Origin of the sequence: Enterococcus sp. DIV0755b, from assembly GCF_051713765.1 — a bacterium.
Classification (GTDB): Bacteria; Bacillota; Bacilli; order Lactobacillales; family Enterococcaceae; genus Enterococcus_C; species Enterococcus_C canintestini.
Genome location: NZ_JBIOQN010000001.1, coordinates 1,362,981 through 1,389,184 on the forward strand (window position 1 = coordinate 1,362,981; position 26,204 = coordinate 1,389,184).

The 26,204-nt window shown below is 37.9% G+C and carries 20 protein-coding genes; 16 read left to right on the top strand and 4 right to left on the bottom strand.

Features of this window, described 5'->3' with window-relative positions; translation table 11 throughout:
• Positions 1 to 12 precede the first annotated feature (12 nt).
• The 13 genes from murD (at position 13) to IGI65_RS06545 (ending at position 18,653) form a co-directional block, all read left to right on the top strand.
• Positions 13 to 1,374 (top strand): UDP-N-acetylmuramoyl-L-alanine--D-glutamate ligase, encoded by a 1,362-nt coding sequence (murD, locus tag IGI65_RS06485; protein WP_438773617.1) that lies wholly within the window; start codon positions 13 to 15, stop codon positions 1,372 to 1,374.
• Positions 1,375 to 1,392: 18 nt separating this feature from the next.
• The gene (murG, locus tag IGI65_RS06490; RefSeq protein WP_438773618.1) at positions 1,393 to 2,487 is read left to right on the top strand and encodes an undecaprenyldiphospho-muramoylpentapeptide beta-N-acetylglucosaminyltransferase; all 1,095 of its coding nucleotides are present in this window, start codon (positions 1,393 to 1,395) and stop codon (positions 2,485 to 2,487) included.
• A 10-nt stretch (positions 2,488 to 2,497) separates the two neighbouring features.
• Positions 2,498 to 3,595 carry a cell division protein FtsQ/DivIB gene (locus IGI65_RS06495; protein WP_245813044.1) on the top strand — a complete coding sequence of 366 codons (1,098 nt, stop codon included), beginning with the start codon at positions 2,498 to 2,500 and terminating at the stop codon, positions 3,593 to 3,595.
• A gap of 148 nt (positions 3,596 to 3,743) precedes the next feature.
• Positions 3,744 to 5,072: a cell division protein FtsA gene (gene ftsA / locus IGI65_RS06500; RefSeq protein WP_071863629.1), complete on the top strand. Its 1,329-nt coding sequence runs from the start codon at positions 3,744 to 3,746 to the stop codon at positions 5,070 to 5,072.
• A 24-nt stretch (positions 5,073 to 5,096) separates the two neighbouring features.
• Positions 5,097 to 6,335: a cell division protein FtsZ gene (ftsZ, locus tag IGI65_RS06505; RefSeq protein WP_071863630.1), complete on the top strand. Its 1,239-nt coding sequence runs from the start codon at positions 5,097 to 5,099 to the stop codon at positions 6,333 to 6,335.
• Between the two features lie 24 nt (positions 6,336 to 6,359).
• Positions 6,360 to 7,037, top strand: a complete 678-nt coding sequence (locus tag IGI65_RS06510) for a YggS family pyridoxal phosphate-dependent enzyme (protein ID WP_438773619.1) — start codon at positions 6,360 to 6,362, stop codon at positions 7,035 to 7,037.
• Positions 7,038 to 7,051: 14 nt separating this feature from the next.
• Positions 7,052 to 7,585, top strand: coding sequence for a cell division protein SepF (locus IGI65_RS06515; protein ID WP_438773620.1), 534 nt, complete (start codon positions 7,052 to 7,054; stop codon positions 7,583 to 7,585).
• Positions 7,586 to 7,616: 31 nt separating this feature from the next.
• Entirely contained in the window at positions 7,617 to 7,865 is a 249-nt protein-coding gene (locus tag IGI65_RS06520) for a YggT family protein (RefSeq protein WP_071863633.1), read from the top strand.
• 18 nt (positions 7,866 to 7,883) lie between these two features.
• On the top strand, positions 7,884 to 8,666 hold the full coding sequence (locus IGI65_RS06525) for an RNA-binding protein (RefSeq protein WP_438773621.1): 783 nt from the start codon (positions 7,884 to 7,886) through the stop codon (positions 8,664 to 8,666).
• A 17-nt stretch (positions 8,667 to 8,683) separates the two neighbouring features.
• Positions 8,684 to 9,445 carry a DivIVA domain-containing protein gene (locus IGI65_RS06530; RefSeq protein ID WP_071863635.1) on the top strand — a complete coding sequence of 254 codons (762 nt, stop codon included), beginning with the start codon at positions 8,684 to 8,686 and terminating at the stop codon, positions 9,443 to 9,445.
• 255 nt (positions 9,446 to 9,700) lie between these two features.
• Positions 9,701 to 12,493 carry an isoleucine--tRNA ligase gene (ileS, locus tag IGI65_RS06535; protein WP_438773622.1) on the top strand — a complete coding sequence of 931 codons (2,793 nt, stop codon included), beginning with the start codon at positions 9,701 to 9,703 and terminating at the stop codon, positions 12,491 to 12,493.
• A 252-nt stretch (positions 12,494 to 12,745) separates the two neighbouring features.
• Positions 12,746 to 17,212, top strand: coding sequence for a glutamate synthase large subunit (gene gltB, locus IGI65_RS06540; RefSeq protein WP_438774417.1), 4,467 nt, complete (start codon positions 12,746 to 12,748; stop codon positions 17,210 to 17,212).
• Position 17,213: 1 nt separating this feature from the next.
• Positions 17,214 to 18,653: a glutamate synthase subunit beta gene (locus IGI65_RS06545; RefSeq protein ID WP_438773623.1), complete on the top strand. Its 1,440-nt coding sequence runs from the start codon at positions 17,214 to 17,216 to the stop codon at positions 18,651 to 18,653.
• A 175-nt stretch (positions 18,654 to 18,828) separates the two neighbouring features.
• On the opposite strand, the gene zwf is transcribed toward IGI65_RS06545, so the two are convergent.
• From zwf to IGI65_RS06560, 3 genes are all read right to left on the bottom strand, one after another.
• Complete coding sequence (gene zwf, locus IGI65_RS06550) at positions 18,829 to 20,349, bottom strand: glucose-6-phosphate dehydrogenase (protein WP_438773624.1); 1,521 nt, start codon at positions 20,347 to 20,349, stop codon at positions 18,829 to 18,831.
• An 11-nt stretch (positions 20,350 to 20,360) separates the two neighbouring features.
• Positions 20,361 to 21,008, bottom strand: coding sequence for a metal-dependent transcriptional regulator (locus IGI65_RS06555; protein ID WP_438773625.1), 648 nt, complete (start codon positions 21,006 to 21,008; stop codon positions 20,361 to 20,363).
• 380 nt (positions 21,009 to 21,388) lie between these two features.
• A complete protein-coding gene (locus IGI65_RS06560; protein ID WP_095007095.1) occupies positions 21,389 to 22,618 on the bottom strand; it encodes an aminopeptidase in 1,230 nt (409 codons plus the stop codon).
• Positions 22,619 to 22,877: 259 nt separating this feature from the next.
• On the opposite strand from IGI65_RS06560, the gene IGI65_RS06565 reads away from it, so the two are divergent.
• Positions 22,878 to 23,450 (top strand): TetR/AcrR family transcriptional regulator, encoded by a 573-nt coding sequence (locus IGI65_RS06565; RefSeq protein WP_071863641.1) that lies wholly within the window; start codon positions 22,878 to 22,880, stop codon positions 23,448 to 23,450.
• 117 nt (positions 23,451 to 23,567) lie between these two features.
• Here IGI65_RS06565 and IGI65_RS06570 read toward each other — a convergent pair whose 3' ends face one another.
• Entirely contained in the window at positions 23,568 to 24,011 is a 444-nt protein-coding gene (locus tag IGI65_RS06570) for a flavodoxin (RefSeq protein WP_438773626.1), read from the bottom strand.
• A gap of 218 nt (positions 24,012 to 24,229) precedes the next feature.
• On the opposite strand from IGI65_RS06570, the gene map reads away from it, so the two are divergent.
• Together map and IGI65_RS06580 are read left to right on the top strand one after the other, a co-directional pair.
• Positions 24,230 to 24,994 (top strand): type I methionyl aminopeptidase, encoded by a 765-nt coding sequence (gene map / locus IGI65_RS06575; RefSeq protein ID WP_438773627.1) that lies wholly within the window; start codon positions 24,230 to 24,232, stop codon positions 24,992 to 24,994.
• Between the two features lie 259 nt (positions 24,995 to 25,253).
• Positions 25,254 to 26,192, top strand: coding sequence for a YihY/virulence factor BrkB family protein (locus tag IGI65_RS06580; protein WP_438773628.1), 939 nt, complete (start codon positions 25,254 to 25,256; stop codon positions 26,190 to 26,192).
• The last annotated feature ends 12 nt before the right edge of the window (positions 26,193 to 26,204 follow it).

Consider the following 26,204-nt stretch of genomic DNA (forward strand, 5'->3'; position numbering starts at 1 on the left):
GAGATGGAAAAAATGAAACAAATTAATGAATATCAAAATAAAAAAGTTCTTGTGTTAGGATTAGCAAAAAGTGGATTCAGTGCGGCCAAATTGTTACATGATTTGGGCGCACTTGTTACCGTTAATGACGGCAAACCTTTTGAAGAAAATCCAGAAGCGCAAGATCTTTTGGCGTTAGGGGTTAAAGTTGTAACTGGTAGTCATCCTATTGAATTATTAGATGAAGATTTTGCCTTAATGGTTAAAAATCCTGGTATTCCCTATAGTCAACCGCTAGTGAAAAAAGCAGTGGAAAAAGGTTTGCCAATTATTACTGAAGTTGAATTAGCCTATCAAATTGCAGAATGCCCACTCATTGGAATTACGGGTACAAATGGAAAAACGACTACAACGACAATGATTGGTGAAATTCTAAATGCGGGGATGAAAAAAGGTAAAGCACTGTTAGCTGGTAATATTGGTTATCCGGCTAGTACAGTAGCCCAAGATGCAAAAAAAGATGATGTCATGGTAACAGAATTATCTAGTTTTCAATTAATGGGCATTAAAACCTTTCATCCAGAAATTGCGGTTATCACCAATATTTTTTCTGCTCATTTAGATTACCATGGTTCCCAAGCAGAATATGAAAAAGCTAAATGGCATATCCAAGAGAATATGACTGCAACTGATTATTTAGTTTTAAACTGGGACCAAAAGGTTATCCAAGATTTAGCTAAAACGACAAAAGCTCAGGTTGTTCCTTTTTCTAGTACCCAGATAGTACGGGGAGCTTATCAAAAAGAAGGTAAATTGTACTTTTATGATGAATTTATTATGGCAGCTGATACATTAGGAGTACCTGGCAATCATAATGTTGAAAATGCGTTAGCAGCAATTGCTGTAGCGAAATTACGTAATATTTCAAATGAAGACATTAAAGAAACGTTACAAAGTTTTAGTGGGGTGCCACATCGGACTCAATTTGTAGGAACAATTAACGAACGGCGGTTTTTCAATGATTCGAAAGCCACAAATATTTTAGCGACAGAGATGGCATTGAGTGGTTTTAACCATGAAAAATTAATTTTATTAGCCGGTGGTTTAGATCGTGGTAATAGTTTTGATGATTTAATCCCATCGTTAATTGGATTAAAGGCAATAATTGTTTTTGGTGAGACAAAAGATAAGCTAGCACAGGCAGCACGAGATGCCCATATTCCAACTATTGAATTTAGTGAAAATGCTGAAACAGCTGTAGCAAAAGCTTACGCCCTAAGTGAGCCTGGTGATACGATTTTATTATCTCCTGCCAATGCTAGTTGGGATCAATATAAAAATTTTGAAATTAGAGGCGACCGTTTTATTGCAGCCGTAAATGACTTGAAAAAATAATAGAAATGAGCGAATTACGTGAAAGTATTAGTAACAGGTGGAGGAACAGGTGGTCATATCTATCCTGCCTTAGCCTTTGTAAAATACGTCAAAGAACAAGAACCGACAGCTGAATTTATGTATGTGGGGGGGAAAAGAGGGTTAGAAAATAAAATTCTACCTAAAACCGATATTCCCTTTAAAACTTTAGAAATTCAAGGGTTTAAACGCAAACTGTCTTTTGACAATGTCAAGACCTTGCAGCTTTTTTTCAAAAGCATTAAAGAAGCAAAACAAATTTTAAAATCTTTTCAACCAGATGTCGTCATCGGAACAGGTGGTTATGTTTCTGGAGCGGTGGTTTATGCAGCCGCTAAAATGAAAATTCCGACAATTGTTCACGAACAAAATAGTATTCCAGGAATGACCAACAAGTTTTTAAGTCGTTATGCCACTAAGATTGGGATTTGTTTTAAAGATGCGGCCCATTTTTTCCCCGCTGAAAAAACTGTATTGGTAGGGAATCCTCGTGCTAGTGAAGTAAGTGATACTAAAAAATCTGATATTTTGACAACTTTTGGTTTAAAAGAAGACAAACCAACTGCCTTAATCTTTGGTGGTAGTCAAGGTGCTTTAAAGATCAATCAAGCCGTAACTAAAGCTTTGCCAATTTTTGCTACCCGTGACTATCAGGTCTTATATGCTTCTGGGGAAAGATACTTTAATGAAATTAAAAATGAAGCAAAGATTGACTTAAGCCAGTTGACAAATGTTAGTATTGCGCCCTATATTGATAAGATGGCGGCAGTGATGGTTTGCTGTGACTTATTGGTGGGACGAGCTGGTGCGACATCTATTGCGGAGTTTACTGCATTAGGCTTACCAGCAGTTTTAATTCCTAGTCCTTACGTGACCGCAGATCATCAAACCAAAAATGCTCAAAGTTTAGTCGACGCTGGCGCTGCATTCATGATTAAAGATGACGCATTGACTGCTGAGTCATTAGTTGCAGCTATTGATGAGATTATGAAAAATCAAGTAAAACGGCAGCAAATGGCATCTGCTTCTAAATCAGAAGGTATACCAGATGCAAGTCAACGACTCTTCCAATTAGTGCAGGAAATTACTGCGTAAGATAAAGGTGGTGACGCATATCAGTAAGAAAGACCAGCCCAATAAAAGTGGTGAAAAGTCAGACGTCCATGCTGTCAATTTGACGCCGTGGCAAAAAGCCAACTTGGAGTATCGAAAAAAAAATGGTCAAGATGCGACGTGGTCTCCGACAGTTATTGCTGGACAGGAGCAAAAAGAAGAACCACAATTACCGGAAAATGCCAGTGATTTACCGATTGAAGGGGGTTCTTTAAACCCAAATGGTTCTTTTGCCGATCGGTTGCCAAAATTGAAATATGAACGAAATTCGGTACTTTACCGCCGTTTGACGATTATAATCTTACTTTTTTTAATACCGTTGTTATTTACTTTGTACTACGTTTCTCCTTTAAGTAAACTGGCTGCGGTTCATGTGGTAAAAAATGATACTGTAACAAAAACAGCTGTAACACAAGCAGCTGGATTTAATCTTGACGAGGGCCTTTGGTCTCAATATTGGCATCGAAAAGAAAATGAAGCAAAAATAAAGAAAGCTTTGCCACGAGTAAAAAGTGTTTCGGTTGCGATTGAACATTTTAATGAATTCAAATTAACTGTAACAGAATATCAAGAAGTCGCTATTTTAGAAAAAGGTGACAGCTATGCTCCGGTGATTGAAAATGGCAAGGTTTTGGCTGAAACGGTAAAAAAACCAGCAGAAAACCTGCCCATACTAGAAGACTTTAAATCGCAAAAGCGTATTTTGGCTGTTTTAAAACAGTACCAAAAACTTTCACAAGCATTACGCAGTAGTATTTCGCAAATTAAATACACGCCAACAAATGCCAACGCTGAGTTATTAAATTTATTGATGAATGATGGCAATACCGTTATTATTAATATCTCAAATCTAGCCGAGCAACTAAAGTACTATCCTCAAGTTGCTAAGGAGTTAAAAGGTAAAGGCGTTGTCGATATGGAAGTGGGAATTTTCACCTATCCGTATCCTAAGGAAGATGAAAAAACGAAAGAAACAACGAATTCTTCCAATTCAGCGCAAAGCGAAAACAATCAAAATGAAACCAATGAAAATACAGCAGAAAATGAAACTCAAAGTGAAACCAATAATAACACTCAAATAGAGCAATAAAAATTTCAAATATTTTTCATAACGTATTTCTAAAAAGTTGATTTTTGTGGTATTATTGTTAGCAGTGAACAAAATATTAAACTGATAGATAAAAACGGACCTTTACTGTTCGATCTATATGGAAATTTAGTAGGAGGGAATCCCATTCATGGCAAAAACGGGAATGTATGTCGGCCTTGACATTGGAACGACTTCAGTGAAAGTTGTCGTTGCAGAGTATGTCGAAAACCAAATGAATATCATTGGTGTAGGCAACGCCAAATCTGAAGGTATTAACAGAGGGATTATTGTCGATATTGAAAAATCGGTTCAAGCAATTCAACGAGCCGTCAAGCAAGCAGAAGAAAAAGCAGGTATCCAAATTCGTAGTGTAAGCGTTGGTGTTCCAGCCAATTTATTAGAAGTGGAAAATTGTCAAGGAATGATTGCTGTTAACAGCGAATCAAAAGAAATTACAGATGAAGATGTACGCAATGTCGCTTCAGCTGCTTTAGTACGTTCAGTTCCTCCTGAAAGACAAATCATTACGATTTTGCCACAAGAATTTACAGTGGATGGCTTTGAAGGTATTAAAGACCCACGCGGAATGATTGGTGTACGGTTAGAAATGTTTGGTGTTGTTTTCACTGGACCTAAAACTATTTTACACAACATTCGTAAATGTGTGGAAAAAGCAGGTCTTCACTTAAATGAAATGGTGATTACACCTCTTGCTTTAACAGAATCTATTTTATCTGATGGTGAAAAAGATTTTGGAACAACGGTTATTGATATTGGCGGTGGCCAAACGACGACCTCAGTTATGCATGATAAACAATTGAAATTTACTCACGTTAACCAAGAAGGTGGCGAATACGTGACAAAAGATATTTCAACTGTTTTAAATACATCTTTTAACAATGCTGAAGCTTTGAAGATTAATTATGGAGATGCTTACCCAGAACGCACATCTGCTAGTGAAGAATTTCCAGTAGACGTAATTGGTAAATCTGAACCAGTCAAAATTGATGAACGCTACTTAGCTGAAATCATTGAAGCTCGGATGGAACAAATTTTCACTAAATCAAAAGAAGTTTTAGATGAAATTGATGCGTTAAGTTTACCAGGTGGGGTTGTCTTAACTGGCGGTGCCGCAAGTTTACCTGGCGTTGTCGACTTAGCTCAAGAAATTTTTGGCACAAACGTTAAACTTTATGTACCAAATCATATGGGCTTACGTAATCCAGTCTTTACCAATGTCATCTCAATTGTAGATTATTCTGCAAATTTAAGTGAAGTTTATCAATTGGCAAAAACAGCTGTAACGGGTGAACGTACACAACCTGCTACAAGTCAAGAAGCACCGGTTCCTGTTACACAAGAACCAGCTTATGATGAATATGATAGCCCAGAAGAAACGTATGAAGAAGCTGACGAATCAACTGGCGAAAGCGTTAAAGACAAAGTAAAAGATTTCTTTTCGAATATTTTCGACTAAACCCAAGCAGGAGGAATAAACATTATGGAATTTTCAATTGACAATACCGTAAACGACGGCGCAGTCATTAAAGTTATCGGTGTCGGCGGTGGCGGTGGCAACGCAGTCAACCGTATGATCGAAGAAAACGTTAAAGGTGTAGAGTTCATCGCAGCTAATACCGATGTCCAAGCCTTAAAAAATTCAAAAGCTGAAACTGTTATTCAATTAGGGCCTAAATATACCCGAGGTCTTGGTGCAGGCTCACAACCAGAAGTTGGTCAAAAGGCTGCAGAAGAAAGTGAAGAAGCTATTCGCGAAGCATTAGATGGCGCAGACATGATCTTTATTACCGCTGGTATGGGTGGTGGTACTGGTACTGGTGCTGCTCCAATCGTCGCTAAAATTGCAAAAGAACTTGGCGCTTTGACAGTTGGTGTCGTAACACGTCCATTCACTTTTGAAGGTCCTAAACGTGGCCGCTTTGCCGCAGAAGGTATCGCACAATTAAAAGAAAACGTGGATACTTTACTTATTATTTCAAACAACCGTCTATTAGAAGTTGTTGATAAAAAGACACCAATGCTTGAAGCATTCCGTGAAGCCGATAACGTTTTACGTCAAGGAGTACAAGGTATTTCTGATTTAATTACTGCACCAGGTTACGTGAACTTGGACTTCGCTGATGTGAAAACAGTAATGGAAAATCAAGGTACTGCTTTAATGGGTATCGGTGTTGCTTCTGGTGAAGATCGTGTCATTGAAGCGACGAAGAAAGCTATTTCTTCTCCGTTACTTGAAACTTCAATCGATGGAGCAGAACAAGTCTTATTAAATATTACTGGTGGTTTAGATATGACCTTGTTTGAAGCACAAGATGCTTCTGATATTGTAGCAAATGCTGCCACAGGGGATGTCAACATCATCTTAGGTACTTCAATCAATGAAGAACTAGGAGATGAAATCCGCGTAACAGTAATTGCAACCGGAATTGATCCGACAAAAAAGGAAAATAAAGGTCGTACTTCAAGACAAAATCAAATCCACAGCATCCCACAAAAACCGGTTTTAGATATGGAACAAGCAAAACCAACACAACCAGAAGATGACAATGCTTTTGGTGACTGGGATATTCGCAAGGAACAAACAGTGCGTCCTAAAGTTGATGATACACAATTTGAAAATATCGAAAAGAAAGAATTCGATACATTTAATCGCGACGATGTAAAATCTGGTGATGATGATGAATTAAGTACACCACCATTTTTCCGTCGTAAACGTTAATTAAAGCTTTGGAGGTAAGAGCACATGATTGCTGAGAACTTGCGGGAGGTCCGACAAGAGATACAGGAGTCATGTGCTCTTGTTGGTCGTGATGAAAAAAGTGTCCGGTTGGTTGCCGTGACAAAAACGGTCTCTAGTCAAGTAATGCGCCAGTTGACAGATCTGAACGTTTTAGATTTAGCAGAAAACCGTACCGATGTTTTCTTAGAGAAAAAACAAGAATTGGCTGATATTGATACGATTTGTTGGCATTTTATTGGCAATTTACAGCGGAGAAAGGTAAAATTAGTTATAAATGAAATAGACTATTTCCACGCTTTAGATAGTTTAAGCTTGGCAGCAGAAATTCAAAAAAGAGCCGAACATGTTATTAAATGTTTCGTGGAAGTCAATGTTTCAGGTGAAGCATCAAAACATGGCGTTGCACCAGCCGAACTTTCAGAATTTATTTTAGCCCTAGCCGCTTATGATAAAATACAGGTCGTAGGACTGATGACAATGGCACCATTTGGAGCTACAGTATCGGTACAACGGGATGTTTTTGGTAGACTACGACAATTGCAACAAGAGATTGAAGCGGCTAATTTAGTCTATGCTCCTTGTCATGAATTAAGTATGGGAATGAGCAATGACTTTCAAGCAGCTATTTATGAAGGGGCAACATTTATTCGTGTCGGTACTGCTTTAGTCAAAGATGTCTAAAAGGAGGAGTTATCATGTCGATTTTTAGCAAAGCGGCAGATTTTTTCGGTTTATCAGAAGATAACTATGATGAATATGAAGTGGCCCCTGGGGTCGATGGTTATGAAGCGGTTGTTGAAGAAATACCAGTAGAACAGTCAAATCCTATTGAGGAAAGTGTTCCTGTGAATCAGGTGCCAAAGACAGATAAAAAAGTTGTTTCATTGCGTCAAAATATGAAGACACCAACAAATACTAAACGGCAACATGGTACTAGTCATTCAAAGGGAAACGCTAGCAAAATTACTATTTTGGAACCTCGCAATTATCAAGAAGTAAAAAAAATCGCACAGCATGTTTTAAATGGTGAGGCGGTATTAGTTAATTTTCAATCGGTAGAAGAAGATCAAGCGCGACGAATCGTTGATTTTTTGACTGGTACGGTTTATGCCCAAGATGGGGATATAAAACGCGTCGGTGATGAAATTTTCTTATGTACGCCTTGTGATGTTGAAATTGATGGTCAAGATTCTTTGCCCACAGAAACAGATTTATATGATTTAAATTAAGGAGGCAATTGCCATTTTTAGGTTATTAGGTTTGCTTAACGATGCCGTTTATTTTTATTCGGTTTTACTAATGATTTATGCTTTATTATCTTGGTTTCCTGGTGGGTATCAGTCAGCTATTGGTCGTTTTCTAAGAAAAATTTGTGAACCATATTTGAGTTTATTTGATCGACTTAATTTAACGATTGGCCCAATTGATTTAACAATTGCAGTTGCAATTATTGTATTGAATTTAGCGAGTCAAGGTCTAACAACAATTTTAGTCAATATTATGTATTAAGAAAAGGGGTGGGAATCTATGAACGTAAATGTCTATCAACATTTTCGGGCTGATGAACGCCCTTTTATTGACGCTGTGACTGACTGGATTGAACAAGTCCAAATGCAATATGCACCGTATCTAACTGATTTTTTAGATCCACGTCAAGCGTATATTGCGGAAACTTTGATTCGGCAAGAAACCGATTTGAAATTCATGTTTTACGGTGGTTATGAGCAAGCTGAAAGACGGCGCTTATTAATTTATCCCGATTATTATGAACCAACTTTAGATGAGTTTGACATTGCCGTTTATGAGGTTCATTATCCCAAAAAATTTGCAAATTTAAGTCATGGTAAGTTATTGGGAACGTTAATTGGGACGGGAATTAAGCGCGAGTATTTTGGAGATATTATTAGTGATGGCTCTGCGTGGCAAATCTTTATTGCAAAAGAAGTCGCGAGTTTTGTAGCTTTACAAATCGTCAAAGTCGGCAATGTAACAGCTAGATTAGAAGAGCAGCATTATACTGATATATTAACCCCAAAAGATAGCTGGGAAGAAGAAAAAACAACCGTCTCTTCTCTGCGCTTAGATACAGTTATTGCAACAGTTTTTAATATTTCACGTCAACGAGCTAAACAATTAGTGGAAAGTGGCAAAATTAAAGTGAATTGGACCGAAACATTACGTCCAGATTTTATGTTAGATTTATTAGATATTATTTCTGTTCGCGGTTTTGGCCGTATTCAGTTACAAGAAATTGAAGGAAAAACGAAAAAAGATAAAATACGCTTAACTTTAGGTGTTTTAAGAAAATAAGTAGAGGTGGTAAGAAAATGGCATTGACTCCATTAGACATTAACAATAAAACTTTCGCGGTAAAAATGCGCGGATATAATCAAGACGAAGTTGACGACTTTTTAGATTTAGTAGGTCGTGATTATGAAGAGTTATTACAAAAGAATCGTGAAATGGAAAAAGCATTAAAACATGCAGAAGAAAAACTTGAATATTTCAATGAGTTAAAAGACGCCTTGAATCAATCCATTATCGTAGCCCAAGATACTGCTGATAAAGTGAAAACAAGTGCAAGTAAAGAATCTGAAGTAATCGTAACTTCCGCTCAAAATCGAGCAGATGAATTAGTCTCAAGTGCTGAAAAACATGCCCACGAATTGACGACTGCTGCTGAACAAAAAGCCAAAGAAATTTTAAATGATGCTAGTGAAAGCGCACGTCAATTGGCGACTGAAACCAACGATTTGAAAACAAAAACGCGAGTGTTCCATCAAAACTTGACGTTAATGTTACAATCTCAATTAGAACAAGTGAAAAGTCCGGAATGGGATGAAATTTTAAAACCATTTGCAAGTTATGTGCAAGATGGACATGAAGCATTCCAAGAACTAATGGAAAAAGAGCTTGACAAAGAAAATCCAGATGAAGTAAACTCAAACAGTGATATGACTGAAAATCAAATGGATATTGTTGAGGCCAGTGAAAAAATTATCACACCAAGTCAAGAAATTCCTGCGGTTAACACATTAGATGATGCCAAGGAATTACTAAATAAAATTGAAGAAAAAGACCAAAAATAGAACAGAAAAGTTTTTAGTACTTTCTTTCAGCGAGTCGGTGATAGTGAAAGACCGATGAACCCTGCTAAAAAAAAGATCCTCTATTGGTTTTAATGTTGAAGTAAGTAGACATTAACGTATGATTTCGTTAACAATCACAAAGAAGTACATTTTGTACAAATTTGGGTGGTACCACGACAACGTTCGTCCCTTGGTTGGGATGAACGTTTTTTATTTTGAAAAAATAGTGAGTAGATAGAATAGGAGCGGATATTGATGAAGATGAAAGAAACATTGCATCTAGGCAAAACCGGTTTTCCCATGCGGGGGAATTTGCCGAATCGGGAAAAAGAATGGCAAAAAGATTGGGAAGAAGCGGATTTATACGGACAACGCCAAAAGTTAAACGAAGGCAAACCTTCTTTTGTTTTACACGATGGACCGCCATACGCCAACGGCAATATTCATATTGGACACGCTTTAAATAAAATTAGTAAAGATATTATTGTGCGCTATAAATCAATGTCTGGTTTTCGGGCGCCTTACGTTCCGGGGTGGGATACCCATGGTTTACCAATTGAGCAAGTATTAGCAAACAAAGGAATTAAACGCAAAGAGATGACCATGGCTGAGTACCGCGAAAAATGTCGGGAATATGCGATGTCACAAGTTGATAAACAACGTAACGACTTTAAGCGGCTTGGAGTCGCCGGAGATTGGGAAAATCCTTATGTTACGCTAGATCCAACTTATGAAGCTGCTGAAATTCGCGTTTTCGGGAAGATGGCAGAAAAAGGCTATATTTATAAAGGTCTAAAACCAATTTATTGGTCACCCTCCAGTGAATCTTCTTTAGCAGAAGCAGAAATTGAATATAAAGATGTGAAATCACCATCTATTTTTGTAGCATTTAAAGTTGTCGATGGTAAAGGTCTACTAGATACAGATACTTCTTTGATTATTTGGACGACAACACCTTGGACATTACCGGCAAACTTAGGTATTTCGGTTAACCCTACTTATACGTATGTCCAAATTGAAGCAGATGGAAAAAAATATGTGGTGGCAAAAGATTTATTAGAAACAGTCAAAAATGAAATTGGCTGGCAAGATGTCACTATCTTACAAGAATTTCCTGGTACTAAAATGGAATACATGACAGCGCAACATCCATTTTATGATCGCACTTCTTTAGTAATGTGTGGAGATCACGTAACATTAGATGCCGGGACTGGGTTAGTTCACACTGCACCAGGTCATGGTGAAGATGACTATATCGTCGGTAAAAAATATGGTTTAGACGTTTTATCACCAATTGATAATCGCGGCGTCTTTACTGCAGAAGCACCAGGTTTTGAAGGGATGTTTTACGATAAAGCCAATCCAGAAGTAACAAAATTATTGGAAGAAAAAGGCGCTTTATTAAAACTTGATTTCTTCACCCACAGCTATCCCCATGATTGGCGGACGAAAAAACCAGTTATTTACCGTGCAACACCACAATGGTTTGCCTCTATTGATAAATTTAGAGCAGATATTTTAGCTGAAATTGAAAAAGTTGATTGGATTATTCCATGGGGTAAAACCCGTCTTTATAACATGATTCGTGATCGGGGAGATTGGGTAATTTCTCGCCAACGGGCATGGGGTGTACCGTTGCCAATTTTTTATGCGGAAAATGGTGAAGCAATCATTACCCCTGAAACAATTGAACATGTCGCAGAATTATTTACCGCTCACGGTTCAAATATTTGGTTTGAAAAAGAAGCAAAAGAATTATTACCTGCTGGATTCACACATCCAGGTTCTCCTAATGGTGAATTTACTAAAGAAAATGATATTATGGATGTTTGGTTTGATTCAGGTTCTTCGCATGAAGCTGTTTTACGGCAACGACCAGAATTAAGTTTTCCAGCCGATATGTATTTAGAAGGTTCAGATCAATACCGTGGTTGGTTTAATTCAAGTATTACAACCAGTGTTGCGATTAATGGAGTTGCACCTTATAAAGCTGTATTATCACAAGGCTTTACCTTAGATGGTGAAGGTCGTAAGATGAGTAAATCACTCGGAAACACCATTGCGCCGGAAAAAGTTATTAATCAAATGGGCGCTGATATCTTGCGTCTTTGGGTGGCAAGTGTCGATTATGAAGCAGACGTGCGCGTTTCGATGGATATTTTGAATCAAGTTTCAGAAGTTTATCGTAAAATCCGGAACACTATGCGCTTTTTACTTGCTAATACGAATGACTTTAATCCGAAAACAGATGCAGTACCATATTCTGAATTACGTTCAGTTGATAAATATATGACAGTTCGTTTAAATCAAGTTATCAAAACAATTTTAGAAGATGGTTATGAAAAATATAATTTCTTACACATTTATCGGACTGTAATGAACTTTTTAACAGTTGATTTGTCTTCTTTCTATTTGGATTTTGCGAAAGATGTCGTTTATATCGAAGCTGAAAATGATCATGCAAGACGTTCCATGCAAACTGTTTTCTATCAAGCAGCTGTTGCTTTGACAAAACTTTTGACACCAATTCTACCTCATACAGCAGAAGAAATCTGGTCTTACTTGCAAGAAGACGACGACTATGTGCAATTAGCTGAAATGCCTAGTTATGAAGAATTTGCCAATCAAGATGAGTTACTGGATATGTGGAGTGCCTTTTTAGATTTCAGAGATAACGTCTTAAAAGCGTTAGAAGAAGCCCGTAACGAAAAATTAATTGGGAAACCATTGGAAGCTAAAGTGACGATTTACCCTAATGAACAAGTAGCAGACTTACTAACAGCAATTGATAGTGATTTGGCCCAACTGTTAATTGTAGCATCAGACTACTTTACAGTTGAAAAAGTCGGGACTGCGGTTCCAAGTAATGCGATGAAATTTGATGATGTGGCGATTTTAGTAGAAAAAGCCGATGGTCATGTATGTGATCGTTGTCGCCAAGTCCGTAAAGAAATTGGTAGCACCCCTAAATTACCATCATTGTGCCACCATTGTACTGAAATTGTCCAAGAAAGCTTTCCTGAAGCTGTAGAACAGGGAATTGAATAAAAGAAAAAAATAAAATAGTGTTACTCGTTATAGTAAATAAGGACCTGAAATGTGTCGGCATTTCAAGTCCTTATTTCGTCTGTAAATTTCGAGCTGTTATTATATTTTACGAACGTTTCTAAAAAAATAGCGGAAAAATTTTTGAAAGTAATTGCAGTCTTGTGAAAAACAATGTAAACTATTTGAAATTAGAATTTTCAGAAAATAAAAAAAGTAGGTGCCTGCGTGGAAAAAATTGCAGAGAAAAACTTGATGTATGATCCCAAGTTTGAAAAAGATGCGTGTGGAATGGGCTTTATCGCGCAAAAAGATGGCCAAGCCTCCCACCAATTAGTTGAACACGCCTTAACAATGTTAGAACGAATGAACCACCGGGGCGGGACGGGCGCCCAACCAGATACTGGCGATGGTGCGGGTATTTTAATGGCGTTACCAGATCGCTTCTTTCGTAAAAAAGCTAGCGAAGCGGGGATAACTTTACCTCAAAATGGTGATTATGCTGTTGCAATGTTATTTTTACCAAAAGACAAAGTTCAAAAAGAACAAATGACTCAAGTGTTAATCGAAGATATTCTAAAAGCGGGTTATGACGTATTATGGTCTAGAGATGTCCCGTATAATTTTTATGAATGTGGCCCAGGCGCCCAAGCTGTAATGCCGAATTTTTTACAACTTTTCATCGAAAAACCATTAGATGTTAAAAGTGGCCGGGATTTTGAAGACCAACTATTTCGTTTAAGACGTAAAATTGAAAAAGCCTACAATCCAACCGAATTGGTAATTTGTAGTCTTTCAGCCAAAACAATTGTTTATAAAGGAATGTTGCATGCGTATCAAGTTGGCCGCTTTTATCCAGATTTAAAAGATGAATTAATGGAAACAAGCATTGCTTTAACGCATTCTCGTTTTTCAACGAATACTTTTCCAAGTTGGGACCGAGCGCAACCATTTCGTTTTTTGGCACATAATGGCGAAATTAACACATTACGTGGTGCAGAAAACTGGATGCATAGCCATAAAATTGAAATTTATAACGAAGATAATTCCGATTCAGCTAAATTAGAAAATTGTTTGGAATATTTGTATCGTAATGGCCGAGATATCCCTCATGCTTTAATGATGATGGTGCCAGAAGCATGGTCTAAAGAAGCCAATTTATCAAAAGAATTACAAGCATTTAATGAATACAACGCTAGTTTTATGGCTCCTTTTGATGGACCGGCTGCTCTATGTTTTACCGATGGTGAAATGGTTGGAGCCGCATTGGATAGAAATGGGTTACGTCCTTCTCGTTATTCTATTACAAAAGATGGTTTAATTGTCGTAGCCTCAGAGTCGGGTGTAGTTGACTTAGCTCCTAATGAAGTGATTGAAAAAGGGGTTTTAGGCCCAGCCAATTTATTTATTGTCGATACAAAAAAAGGTAAGATTTATCGTAATGATGAAATTCGTCAAAAGTATGCTACCGCTAAGCCTTATGAAAAGTGGTTAGCTGAAAAGAGAATTAATTTAGATGAAATAAAGCCGCCAAAGAAAAAAACTTGCGTTATGACTGAAAAAGAAATGCGACAGTTGTGGCAATTAAATGGATATACAGATGAGATTTTAAGAACGGTGATCCTACCGATGGCCCAAAACGGCGAAGAGCCTGTCATCTCGATGGGATTTGATTCACCTTTAGCTGTTTTAAGCGACAAGCCTCAATCGTTGTTTACTTATTTTAAACAGCAATTTGCGCAAGTCACCAATCCGCCGATTGATGCGATTCGCGAAAAATTAGTCATCGGTACTGAACTTTTCTTAGGTAGAGATAGCGATATACGTCAAGATCAAGCACAAAATTGCAATAAAGTAAAAATTGCGAGTCCAATTTTAAATACGACAGAATTTGAAAAGTTATTGACGATTGATTATGACCAGCAAAAGACTGTGGTTCAATCGATTTTATATCCGGTAAATGAAGAAGACCCAAATAGCTTACAACAAGCGTTAGAACGCGTATTTAAAGAAGCGGAAACAAAAATTGATAACGGCGGTACGATTATTGTTTTAAGTGATCGAAATCGAAAAAAAGGTGAGCTGGCGATTCCAATTTTATTAGCTGTTTCAGGCTTGCATAATTATCTTGTTGCGCGGGGCAAGGGCTCATTAGCTTCGATTGTAGCTGATACTGCCGAGGTTTGTGAAGTTCATCACTGCGCGATGTTAGTCGGATATGGTGCAAGCGGCGTGCATCCATACTTGGCTTATGCTTCCCTTACCGCCTATAATTTAAGTGATAAAGTTGAAAATTTCCGAACTGCTTGTGAAAAAGGTCTAATTAAAGTAATGTCACGTATGGGAATTTCAACGGTAGCAGGGTATCACGGTGCACAATTATTTGAAGCAGTAGGAATTTCAAATGCTGTAATCGAGCAATATTTCACCGGTACTGCAAGTAGAATTGGTGGGCTGAATTTAGCACAAATTGAAGCAGAGTATTACGCTCACTATCAAAAAGCTTTTGGACCAACCGCCAACGATTATTTACCTTCAGGCGGGAGTTATCAGTATAAAGCAGACGGCGAACATCATTTATTTAATCCCAAAACTATTTACAATTTTCAAAAAGCTGTTCGCAGTGGCAGCTATGCGCTTTATAAGGATTATGCAAATGCAATGAATGAAGAAGCCCTTAAAACCCCAACCACTTTGCGGGCAATGTGGGAATTTAAAAAAGAACGCCCTGCAATTACTTTAGCTGAGGTTGAACCAGCAACAGACATCGTGAAACGTTTTAAAGTAGGCGCCATGTCTTATGGTTCTTTAAGTGAAGAAGCACATAAATGTTTAGCTGAAGCCATGAACTCGATTGGAGCAAAATCAAATAGTGGTGAAGGTGGCGAAAATCGTGATCGTTTTAAACCGCTACCAGATGGTCGAAACTTTAACAGTAAGATTAAACAAGTTGCTTCAGGGCGTTTTGGCGTAAATGCGGAATATTTAATGAGTGCTGAAGAACTACAAATTAAAGTTGCGCAAGGGGCAAAACCAGGTGAAGGAGGACAATTACCAGGCAATAAAGTCTTTCCTTGGGTAGCCGAAATTCGTGGTTCAACCCCTGGGGTGCGCTTAATTTCACCACCACCGCATCATGATATTTACTCAATTGAAGATTTAGCCCAACTGATTTATGATTTAAAAACGATTAATCCTTATGCAAAAATTAATGTGAAATTAGTTTCTTCAACTGGTGTGGGAACGATTGCAACCGGAGTCGTCAAAGCTGGAGCTGATGTAGTAGTGATTTCTGGTTACGATGGCGGAACGGGTGCTTCTCCGCGCAATTCAGTGCGGGATGCAGGATTACCTTGGGAAATGGGCTTAGCCGAAGCGCATCAAACTTTAGCGCTAAATAATTTGCGTCAACGGGTTACTTTGGAAACTGATGGTAAGTTAATGACAGGAAAAGATCTTGCGATTGCAGCCTTATTAGGAGCTGAAGAATATAGTTTTGCTTCATTAGCCTTGGTAGCAATTGGTTGTGTTATGATGCGAGTTTGTAGTTTAAACACTTGTCCTGTTGGTGTAGCGACACAAAACCCAGCTTTACGCCAGTTTTTTGCCGGAAAACCAGAACACGTAGTAAATGCAATGATGTTTTTAGCTGAAGATTTAAGAGAAATTATGGCCGAATTAGGCTTTAAAACAGTTGATGAAATGATTGGTCATACAGAAGTCTTAAAACCGCGTTATGTGGCAAAAGGAAAGGCAAAATCGCTTGATTATTCGAAACTATTAGCCACAACTACAGGAATTGAGCGCAAGGTGGTTGATCCATTCTTAGAAAAACGGCAGTGGCCATTATTAGATGATTACGCAGCTGCAGCTATTGCAGCCAAACAAACTGTCACAGTCAAAGAAACCATCAATAATGTCAAACGAAGTGTTGGTGCGCGAATGGGGGGCTGGATTGCAGAACGTTTTGGTAATTACACCTTAACTGCTGGCTTATTAAAATATGAGTACCAAGGAATTGCAGGTCAAAGTTTTGGTGCATTTACCACCCAAGGAATGGAATTAAAACTGATCGGAGAAGCCAATGATTATGTTGCTAAAGGATTGAGTGGAGGACGCTTAATTATTGTTCCACCTGAAGATGCGGCGTATGATACCAATCACTCACCGATTGTAGGTAACGTAGCTTGTTTTGGCGCAAATAAAGGCGAAGCTTATTTTAGAGGCTTAGCAGGAGAGCGCTTTTGTGTCCGTAACAGTGGAGCGATGGTTGTCGTCGAAGGTGTCGGTGATAACGGATGTGAATATATGACCGGTGGTGCAGCAGTTATTTTAGGTAAAACGGGTCGGAATTTTGCCGCTGGTATGTCTGGTGGGTTAGCTTATATTTATGATCCTGAGAAGAATTTTCCACCAAACTGCAATCTGGAAATGGTGGAACTTTATCCGCTTGATGCCCAAGATAAAATCTTAAAAGAACTAATTGAAAAGCATTTGCAATACACAGCTTCACCGATTGCTAGTGAAATTTTAGCTAATTGGGATACAGCAGCAAAAGATTTTGTGAAAGTTTATCCCAAAGAATTTCATGCGGTCAATGATGCACTAAATGATTTGGCTAGTGAAGGTTTAGCTGGCGCTGCGCTTTTAAATGCAGCTTTTGAAAAAGTAATTGGTGCCAAAAAAGAAGCTGTTTCAGTTTTAAGAAAGGAGCGTGACTAATTTGGCAGATCCATTTGGCTTTTTAAACTATCAACGTCAAGACAATCCTTTTCGCGCCGTAGATCTTAGGATAAATGACTGGCATGAATTACAAGAACCACTTTTGGAAGAACAAAGAAGACAACAAGCAGCCCGTTGCATGAATTGTGGTATTCCTTTTTGTCATTCGGGGACCTTTTATGGCGTGCAGAAAGTTGCTTCTGGTTGCCCCAATGACAATTTGATTCCAGAATGGAACGATTTACTTTACCAAGGACGTTTTAAGGCGGCCTTTGAGCGCTTAGCTAAAACTAATCCTTTGCCAGAAATGACTGGTCGCGTTTGTCCTGCACCTTGTGAAAAAGGCTGTACGGAATCGCTAAATGGTTCAGGCGTAACTATTCATGATAATGAACGTTTCATTATTGATAAGGCGTTTGAAGAAGGCTGGGTGAAAGACAGTGGCGTTCCCGCCTGTAAAACGAATTTTAAGGTTGCTATTGTCGGTAGTGGGCCGGCAGGATTATCAGCAGCTTGGCGATTAAATCAATTAGGTCATAACGTGACCGTTTATGAACGAAGTGATCGTTTTGGTGGCCTGTTAATGTATGGAATACCAAATATGAAATTAGATAAAGATATCGTGTTGCGTCGCGTGGCGCTGATGCAAGAACTTGGTATCACTTTTATTGCTAATACTGAAGTCGGCGTAGATATTACAGTAGACACATTGGAAAGAGAATTTGATCGGATCGTTTTAGCCACTGGTGCCAGTGTGCCGCGAGACTTAGACGTTACTGGTCGCCATTTCCAAGGAATTCAATTTGCGGTGGATTATTTAACTGAAGCCACAAAAGATGTGTTAAAACATGGAAAAGAAGCGACGAGTAAGAAATTAGCGGGAAAACATGTAGTCGTAATTGGTGGAGGAGATACCGGCAATGACTGTATCGCTGCGGCAATTCGTCAAGGAGCTGCTACGGTTAAGCAGTTGGAAATTACACCTGCGCTACCGGCACAACGCACAGATCAAAATCCTTGGCCGGAATATCCTTTAACAGGAAAAGTAGGCTATGGACAAGAAGAAGCGCTGCAAAAATTTGGTGAACCTATTACCACTTATAGTACTACTACTACTGGTTTTATTGGAGCAGAAAGAGGACAAGTAATCGGGGTTGAAACAATAGCCGTTGATCAAAATTTAAAACCAATTCCAGAGACCAATCAAGTTGTACGTGCTGATCTTGTTTTACTAGCAATGGGCTTTTTAGGAGCAGAGCAAAGTTTATTTGAACAATTTGGAATTTCAGAAATTTATGATGATTATACTACTAATAATGAACGGGTATTAGTAGCCGGAGATGCGAAAAGAGGACCAAGTTTAGTAATTTGGGCGATTCGTGAAGGACGTAAAACAGCCGAAAAAGTTGATGAAGCGTTGCGGGCGCTAGTTTATCAATAAATCAATTGAAATTAAAAAAGTAGAGGAGGTGTGACAAAAGTCTGGTCATACCTCCTCTTTTCGAATAAACGTTGTGACAAAAGCAGATTCTGTTACAACTTCTTTATTTTACCTGTGCTATTGGCTTTTTTTGCTTATAGTGAGGCTTTACCTCAAACGGTGGATATAATGGTTTTTACAATAAATTTCGTTCTTTGTACCATTCATCTGGTTGCCAGATCCAGTTGAAACCATCTTTTTCAAGTAAATCAAAGGCGGCTTGTGGCCCCATAGTGCCAGCGGCATAGTTAGGAAAATCTGGTGTTTGTTTATCCCAAGCAAAGCGAATACGATCGACAATCCGCCAAGATTGTGCCACTTCATCCCAGTGGGTGAAATTAGTGCTATCACCATTTAACGCATCAAAAATTAAACGTTCATAAGCTTCAGGAGAATTTTCTACCATTTCGGCAGTATTACGATAATCTAATTTCACTGGTTTAGTCGAATAACCTTGACCAATTTCTTTACCGTTTAAACTCATACTAAAGCCTTCAGTCGGCTGAATATAAATTGTCAATACATTTGGTGGTAATTCACTTTGAGTGCCTACTTCTGTTGTACTAGAGCGAAAAACGTTAATTGGCACTTGTTTAAAGACAATATTAATACGAGTACCTTTTTCTGTTAACCGTTTCCCTGTACGTACGTAAAAAGGTACACCTGACCAGCGGAAGTTATCAATTAAAAATTTACCGGCTACGAAAGTTTCTGTATTCGAATCTTCAGCTACATTTGGTTCGTGACGATAGTCGATAAATTCTTTATCAGCGAGTTTTCCTTTGGTATATTGACCTCTAACAAAGTTTTCCTGCACTTCTTTTTCTGAATAAAGGCGTACCGCATTTAATGCTTTTATTTTCTCACTTCGGATGGCTTCTTCAGTAAAGGCTACAGGAGGTTCCATTACCAGTAAAGAAAGTACTTGTAAGATATGGTTTTGCACCATGTCTTTTAAAGCACCACTTTGATCATAATAGCCTCCGCGATCTTCAACCCCTAAATTTTCAGCCAAAGTAATTTGTACGTTATCGATATAGCGTTGGTTCCAAAGGGATTCAAATAAATTATTAGCAAAACGAATTGCTGAGATATTTTGCACCATTTCTTTACCTAAATAATGATCAATGCGATAAATATCTTTTTCAGCAAAGACTTGATTAATCTCATTGTTTAATTCATTGGCTGATTTAAAATCAGAGCCAAAAGGTTTTTCAATAATTACGCGGTGATAGCCGTTAGTAGCAAGCATGCCACTTTCTTTTAATTGGGTTACAATCGTACCAAAAAAACGTGGTGACATGGCAAGATAATAAAGGCGATTGCCACCTAGCTGATATTTTTCGTTTAATTTATTTGTTAAGTCTTTTAAAACAGTGTAATGGCTAGTATCAGAAACATCATGAGATTGATAGTAAAAGTGGCTGGCAAATTTTTCTGCTTCTTCTGGAGTAGGGTTTAGTGATGCGATTGCTTCTTTGACTACTTCATGATAATAATCATCACTCCAAGGTCTTCTAGCAGTACCAATAACAGCAAAACACTCATTTAAATCGCCTTTTTTATATAAACGAAATAAAGAGGGGTATAATTTGCGTTTGGCAAGGTCTCCGGTAGCACCGAAGATAGTAAACAAGACATTCGTATTTTCAGTCATGTGATCTCTCCTTACAATTTATCGACAAAAATCGTATTGGCAGCCTTATAGCTTACGGCCATGGTTTTTTGTTCGTTACTAATAGTAATAGGTCCTTCATAAGGTGCAATATCTGTAATGATGTACTCTTCATGGATTACTAAATCAATACTAACTAAATAATCCAGTAATTCTCGCTCGTCTAAGACCCGGGCGATTTTAACTTTGGTACCAATTGGAAAGTCAGTGAGGGTTTGGCGCTTCTTCTCAGTAACTAACGAATTTTCAGCTGGTATTTGCCCACCGTGAGGACAATAAGGTGGATGGTTTAAATAATTATCTAAACGTTTTGCTAATTTATGAGAAGTAACATGTTCTAATACTTCAGCATCGTCATGAACTTCATTCCAAGAGTAGTGGAGGTGTTCAACGAGAAAGACTTCCCAAAGTCTGTGTTTTCGCACTAAGTCACTCGCTCTTTTTTTGCCAGTCTCTGTTAGTTGTACACCTTGGTAAGCAGTGTGTTCAACAAGGCCTTCTTTTACAAGTTTTGACAACATTTCGCTGACAGAAGCTGGTGAAACACTTAATCCAGCTACGATTTGCTTATTGCTGATTTTTTCTTCGTCGCCTCCTAGTTCCAAAATTAATTTTAAATAATCTTCGCGATTAGGTGTCACAGGAGTCAATCCTTTCTGGTGAATCGTTCATTCACAGTGACCAGATAATGGAATTATATCTGGCTATCACATCAAATTTTACCAAAAAAATGCAGTATTTACTATGTTTTCAGCTTGAAGTTTGCTGGTTTAAGCTAATGAATCGTAAAAAAGAAAAGTACAGTTAACTTTTTATACTTATTTAAGCTAGAAAAGCTAAACCAGCTTTTTAATATTTTGTTCAGATTTTCAAAAGTAAGGGAAAATAAAAATACCGACCTAAAAAGTTAGCTTTTAGGTCGGTATAAAATCTAATTGTTACAAGATGATGTTGTAAACACACTCAATTTAGTCACAGATTGGTACAAGAGTAAAAGGTACTTACGAGGCAACTTAAAGCGTTACGCCCAATCTCCATTGCGGAAAACAGGAACGCGCGTACCATCTTTACGAATACCGTCAATGTTCATTTTATCTGATCCTACCATAAAGTCGACGTGTGTCTGACTGCGGTTTAAACCATGCGCTTTTAATTCTTCTTCACTCATCTCAGTGCCCCCTTGTAGACTAAAGGCATAGGCAGAACCTAATGCTAAGTGGTTAGAAGCATTTTCATCAAAAAGGGTATTGAAAAAAGTAATGCCAGATTGTGAGATTGGAGAAGGATCAGGTACCAATGCCACTTCACCTAAGCTTTTAGCACCTTCATCAGTATCCAATAATTTGGCTAAGACATCTTGACCTTCTTCGGCTGAAAAATCAACGACTTTGCCATCTTTAAAGGTAAATTTCATTCCTGAAATAATAGAGCCGGCATAGCTTAATGGTTTTGTACTTGAAATAACGCCATCAATGCGACGGAAATCTGGTGCCGTGAAGACTTCTTCAGTTGGCATATTGGCCATAAACTCTTCACCGCGGGCATTAAAACTGCCAGCACCTTCCCACAGGTGATTTTCAGGCAAGCCAATAATTAAATCGGTTCCTGGTGCAGTATAATGTAGAGCTGAAAATTGTTCCTTGTTTAATTCTGCGGCTTTATTTCGCAATGTTTCGTCATGCTGTTTCCAGGCTGCAATCGGATCTTCATGGTCAATGCGGGTAGTTTTAAAGATTTCTTCCCATAATTTCATTTGTGCTTCTTGTGGCTCAAGCTCAGGAAAGACTTTTTGTGCCCATTCTTGACCAGCTGCTGCTACCACAGTCCAGCTTACTTTATTTGCTTGGGTCGCTTTGCGTAAATTCATCATAGCTTTTCCAGTCGCAGCTTGATAAGTTGCAACGCGATCAGCATCCACACCAGCTAACGCCCCAGGATCAGAAGAAACAACACTAATTCGGCTGGCCCCTTTTTTTAGCCAATCGTCTGTTTGTGCCACTTTATAGGCTGGAATATTTTCTAAACGATCTTCTTGGGCATGTAAAAGAAATTCTCGTTGGATTTTATCATCTGTCCACTGCACAATCACTTCAGCTGCCCCTAATTTATAAGCTTTTTCGGTAATAAGACGAGCCAATGGTGCTTGATCGACACTAATTTGCAATACGACAGTATGTCCTTTCGAAACATTAACACCAACTGCGACAATTAGTTCAGCGTACTTCGCTAAATTTTTGTTAAAATTTGTCATAAAAAAACCTCCAATTTCAAATAAGAAGCATAAAAAACCGCTTTACTTATTAATTTTCAAACTATTTAGATAATATCATTTCGTTGGGAATAAAACAATGAAAGGGCTTGGTACTTGTGTTTTTAGCGATCTTTTCATTGGGATTATTCAGAAGATAAAAAAGCAACCGTTTTCTTTTTTGCAATGGTAAAAAAACATGGTACAATATTAATATAACAAAAAAATGAAAAGACTAAAGGAAAAAAGGAGTTAAAAAATAATGGCAAGAAAGAAAACAATCACCCGCGATCAGATTCTGAATGCGGCTTATGATGTCGTAGCAACAGACGGTTTTTCTCGCTTTACTGCTCGAAATATTGCAGCGAAAATGAAGTGCTCTACCCAGCCCATCTATTTAGAATTTAAAAACATGGAAGATCTTAAAATGGCACTTATCAAAAAACTGCATGATTATTTAGCGACCGAAGTTTTTCCAGTTGAACACACCGGCGAGACGATTGTCGACTTGGCACTCAATTACATTGGTTTTGCCACCGAACATAAGCGTTTATATCGTGCGATGTACTTAGAAGAATATGGTGGGGGAAAAGAGATGCAAGAATTTTCATTCCAGTATTTTTCCAATGCCGTAAAATCAGATCCAGCTTTTAAAGATTTAACAGATAGTGAAATTGAATCTCTTCATACAGGTTGTTGGATTGTCGCAACAGGTATTGCAGCATTAAAATCTTCGGGAATTATTAACCCGACTGAAGAACAAATTATTGCCCTGATGCAAGATACAATCAGTCAAATTATAAAACGTGAAGATCCACTGGCAATTAACTATTAAGGGATAGTCAAAAGACCCGCTAAAATTTGGTGATAAATGTAAAGTAGCAAAATGCTTTTAAAGTTTACTTTTCATTTATCATCAGTCTTTAGCGGGTCCGTTTATTTGATTATGAAGTTAATTTAAGGCAGCGACTAGTTTTTTAGCAAATTCTTCTAAATTATCAATATCTTGTGCTTCCACATTTAAATCAACTTTCACAACTTCAGCGCCTTTTGTGGCACCAGTTTTTTTAAAAGCTTGATCAAAATCGTCTACTGATTTAGCAAAATCATCATAAAAAGTATCTCCAGAACCACAAACACCATAAATCTTACCAGTTAAATCCAGCTCTTGTAGTTCTTCATAGAAATCAATAATTTCTTCTGGCAGTTCACCTTCGCCATAAGTATAGGTTGCCACAACACAAATATCGGCTTCTTCAAATTCAGTAGCTTCAACTTGCGTACACTCATCAACCGAGACATCGATATTTAGATTTTCAAAAGCCTCTGCTACAACGTCAGCAATTTCTTCGGTATTGCCGGTTAAACTGGCATAAACAATTTTTGCTAGGGCCATTTTTGCCACTCCTTTAAGTAAAATTAAACTATTTTTTTTGCCGTTTCAAAGAATCCCTAATGATTATAACAAATGGGTGAAAGCTTGCCTACTGGTTGTTATTTGAAAATTTGGCGAAAACAAGTGCCTGTGGTAGAATAATAAAGGTTTAAGAATAAAAAAATTTTCTTACAAATCAAGTGTCAAAAAGGAATCTTTATTTAAAAGGAGACGACAGTATGATTACATTAAAATCTGCTCGAGAAATTGAAGCAATGCGCAAATCAGGTGCGTTGTTAGCAGATGTTCACAGACATTTACGTGATTTTATTAAACCAGGTATCACCAGTTGGGATATTGAGGTTTTTGTCCGCAATTTTATCGAAAGCCACGGTGGCGTCGCAGCCCAAATTGGCTTTGAAGGGTATAAGTATGCCACTTGTGTCAGTATTAATTCTGAAATTTGTCACGGCTTCCCTCGTAAAAAGCCATTACACGAAGGTGACTTAGTGAAAGTCGATATGTGTGTGGATCTAAAAGGGGCTATGTCAGATTCTTGTTGGGCGTATGTAGTCGGAAAAGCTACTCCAGAAGATGAAAAATTAATGGCTGTCACTAAAAAGGCGCTATATTTAGGAATTGAACAAGCACAAGTTGGAAATCGAATCGGTGATATTGGTCATGCTATTCAAACATATGTTGAAAACGAAGGTTATGGCGTTGTCCGCGATTTTATCGGTCATGGTATTGGACCTACAATTCATGAAGCACCGGCTGTGCCACATTTTGGTGAAGCAGGAAAAGGATTACGCTTAAAAGAAGGTATGGTAATCACCATTGAACCGATGGTTAACACTGGGACTTGGAAAATGAAAATGGACCCTAACGGCTGGACTGCTTATACTTTAGACGGAGGGTTAAGTTGTCAGTATGAACATACCATCGCCATCACAAAAGAAGGTCCGCAAATTTTAACTTCTCAAGGTGAAGAAGGAACTTATTAATTTAGTAAAAAAGAGTAAGCAAGTGCTGCAAAAGGTGCTTGCTTATTCTACAATGTGATAAGATTATCTTAAGTTGAAAATAATTAACAATCACGACAAAACTTGACAAAAAACTTGCCGTGATTGTTAATTACTTTCATTAATGTCTGAATGGCTCCGTTTTTTATGCTTGCTTGTAATAAAAAATGTTGAAGATAAAAAACGTTACCTCGTACAATATAACGACATTTCTTGACTTGAAATTTAATAAGGAGTGCCTATGAAGCTTGTTGCGAAAATAAAAAATAATGAAAAATTAATGCGATTTCTTACGATTGTAAAAAATCGTTTTAGTGATGCGCAAATCGGTAATAACGCTGTGATTGTAGCATACTACTTGCTGCTTTCTCTTTTTCCTTTATTAATTGCTGTGGGAAATTTATTGCCTTTTTTAAACATCAATCCCAATTCAATTTTACCTTACGTTAAAGATATTATTCCAGATCAAGTCTATACTTTTATTGGTCCTGCGATAAAAAATTTGTTGACGCAAGGATCTGGCGGGGTACTATCCATCTCAGCTTTAGCAGCGTTATGGTCTGCTAGTAAAAGTATTAATGGCTTACAAACGGCCATGAATAGTGCGTATGGCGTAAATGATCGTAAAAATTTTATTGCAGTGCGCATTGTTTCGGTAATTGTAATTGTTTTATTATTAGTTGCTATGGTAGGTGTGACTGTGGTGTTGGGGGTTGGACGGATGATTTTAGATGGCCTTCAGCCAATACTTGGTTTTTCTGGTCAAATTATTGAAACCTTCCAGCGGTTTAAATGGCCATTAACCATCATCGCATTGTTAGCGATTATGATGATTATTTACTGGATAGTTCCTAACGCGAAAGTAAAACTGATGACTACCTGGCCAGGAGCAGTCGTGGCAACTATCGGGTGGATGTTATTAGGACAAGTATTTGGTCTTTATGCACAGTTTTTTGCCGCGAAAGTTAGTGGATATCAAATTATTGGGAGTTTTATTGTGCTAATGTTGTGGTTAAATATGGCGGCAACCATCATTATTTTAGGTGGTATTACCAATGCGATTATTGCCGAGTATGTAACGGGTCAAGAAGTACAAGATCGCAAAGGAGCATTAGTAAAACTAAGCAATAAAATTGAAGCAAAAATTGGAAGAAATGATAAAGAAGACTCTTCCAAGTAAAGAAAGCAGGAC

Bases quoted from the DNA above. Each gene is read 5' to 3' on its own strand.
- murD (WP_438773617.1), top strand. From the start codon at position 13: ATGAAACAAATTAATGAATATCAAAATAAAAAAGTTCTTGTGTTAGGA.
- ftsA (WP_071863629.1), top strand. From the start codon at position 3,744: ATGGCAAAAACGGGAATGTATGTCGGCCTTGACATTGGAACGACTTCA.
- ftsZ (WP_071863630.1), top strand. From the start codon at position 5,097: ATGGAATTTTCAATTGACAATACCGTAAACGACGGCGCAGTCATTAAA.
- IGI65_RS06510 (WP_438773619.1), top strand. From the start codon at position 6,360: ATGATTGCTGAGAACTTGCGGGAGGTCCGACAAGAGATACAGGAGTCA.
- IGI65_RS06515 (WP_438773620.1), top strand. From the start codon at position 7,052: ATGTCGATTTTTAGCAAAGCGGCAGATTTTTTCGGTTTATCAGAAGAT.
- IGI65_RS06525 (WP_438773621.1), top strand. From the start codon at position 7,884: ATGAACGTAAATGTCTATCAACATTTTCGGGCTGATGAACGCCCTTTT.
- IGI65_RS06530 (WP_071863635.1), top strand. From the start codon at position 8,684: ATGGCATTGACTCCATTAGACATTAACAATAAAACTTTCGCGGTAAAA.
- ileS (WP_438773622.1), top strand. From the start codon at position 9,701: ATGAAGATGAAAGAAACATTGCATCTAGGCAAAACCGGTTTTCCCATG.
- gltB (WP_438774417.1), top strand. From the start codon at position 12,746: ATGTATGATCCCAAGTTTGAAAAAGATGCGTGTGGAATGGGCTTTATC.
- zwf (WP_438773624.1), bottom strand. From the start codon at position 20,349: ATGACTGAAAATACGAATGTCTTGTTTACTATCTTCGGTGCTACCGGA.
- IGI65_RS06560 (WP_095007095.1), bottom strand. From the start codon at position 22,618: ATGACAAATTTTAACAAAAATTTAGCGAAGTACGCTGAACTAATTGTC.
- IGI65_RS06565 (WP_071863641.1), top strand. From the start codon at position 22,878: ATGGCAAGAAAGAAAACAATCACCCGCGATCAGATTCTGAATGCGGCT.
- IGI65_RS06570 (WP_438773626.1), bottom strand. From the start codon at position 24,011: ATGGCCCTAGCAAAAATTGTTTATGCCAGTTTAACCGGCAATACCGAA.
- map (WP_438773627.1), top strand. From the start codon at position 24,230: ATGATTACATTAAAATCTGCTCGAGAAATTGAAGCAATGCGCAAATCA.
- IGI65_RS06580 (WP_438773628.1), top strand. From the start codon at position 25,254: ATGAAGCTTGTTGCGAAAATAAAAAATAATGAAAAATTAATGCGATTT.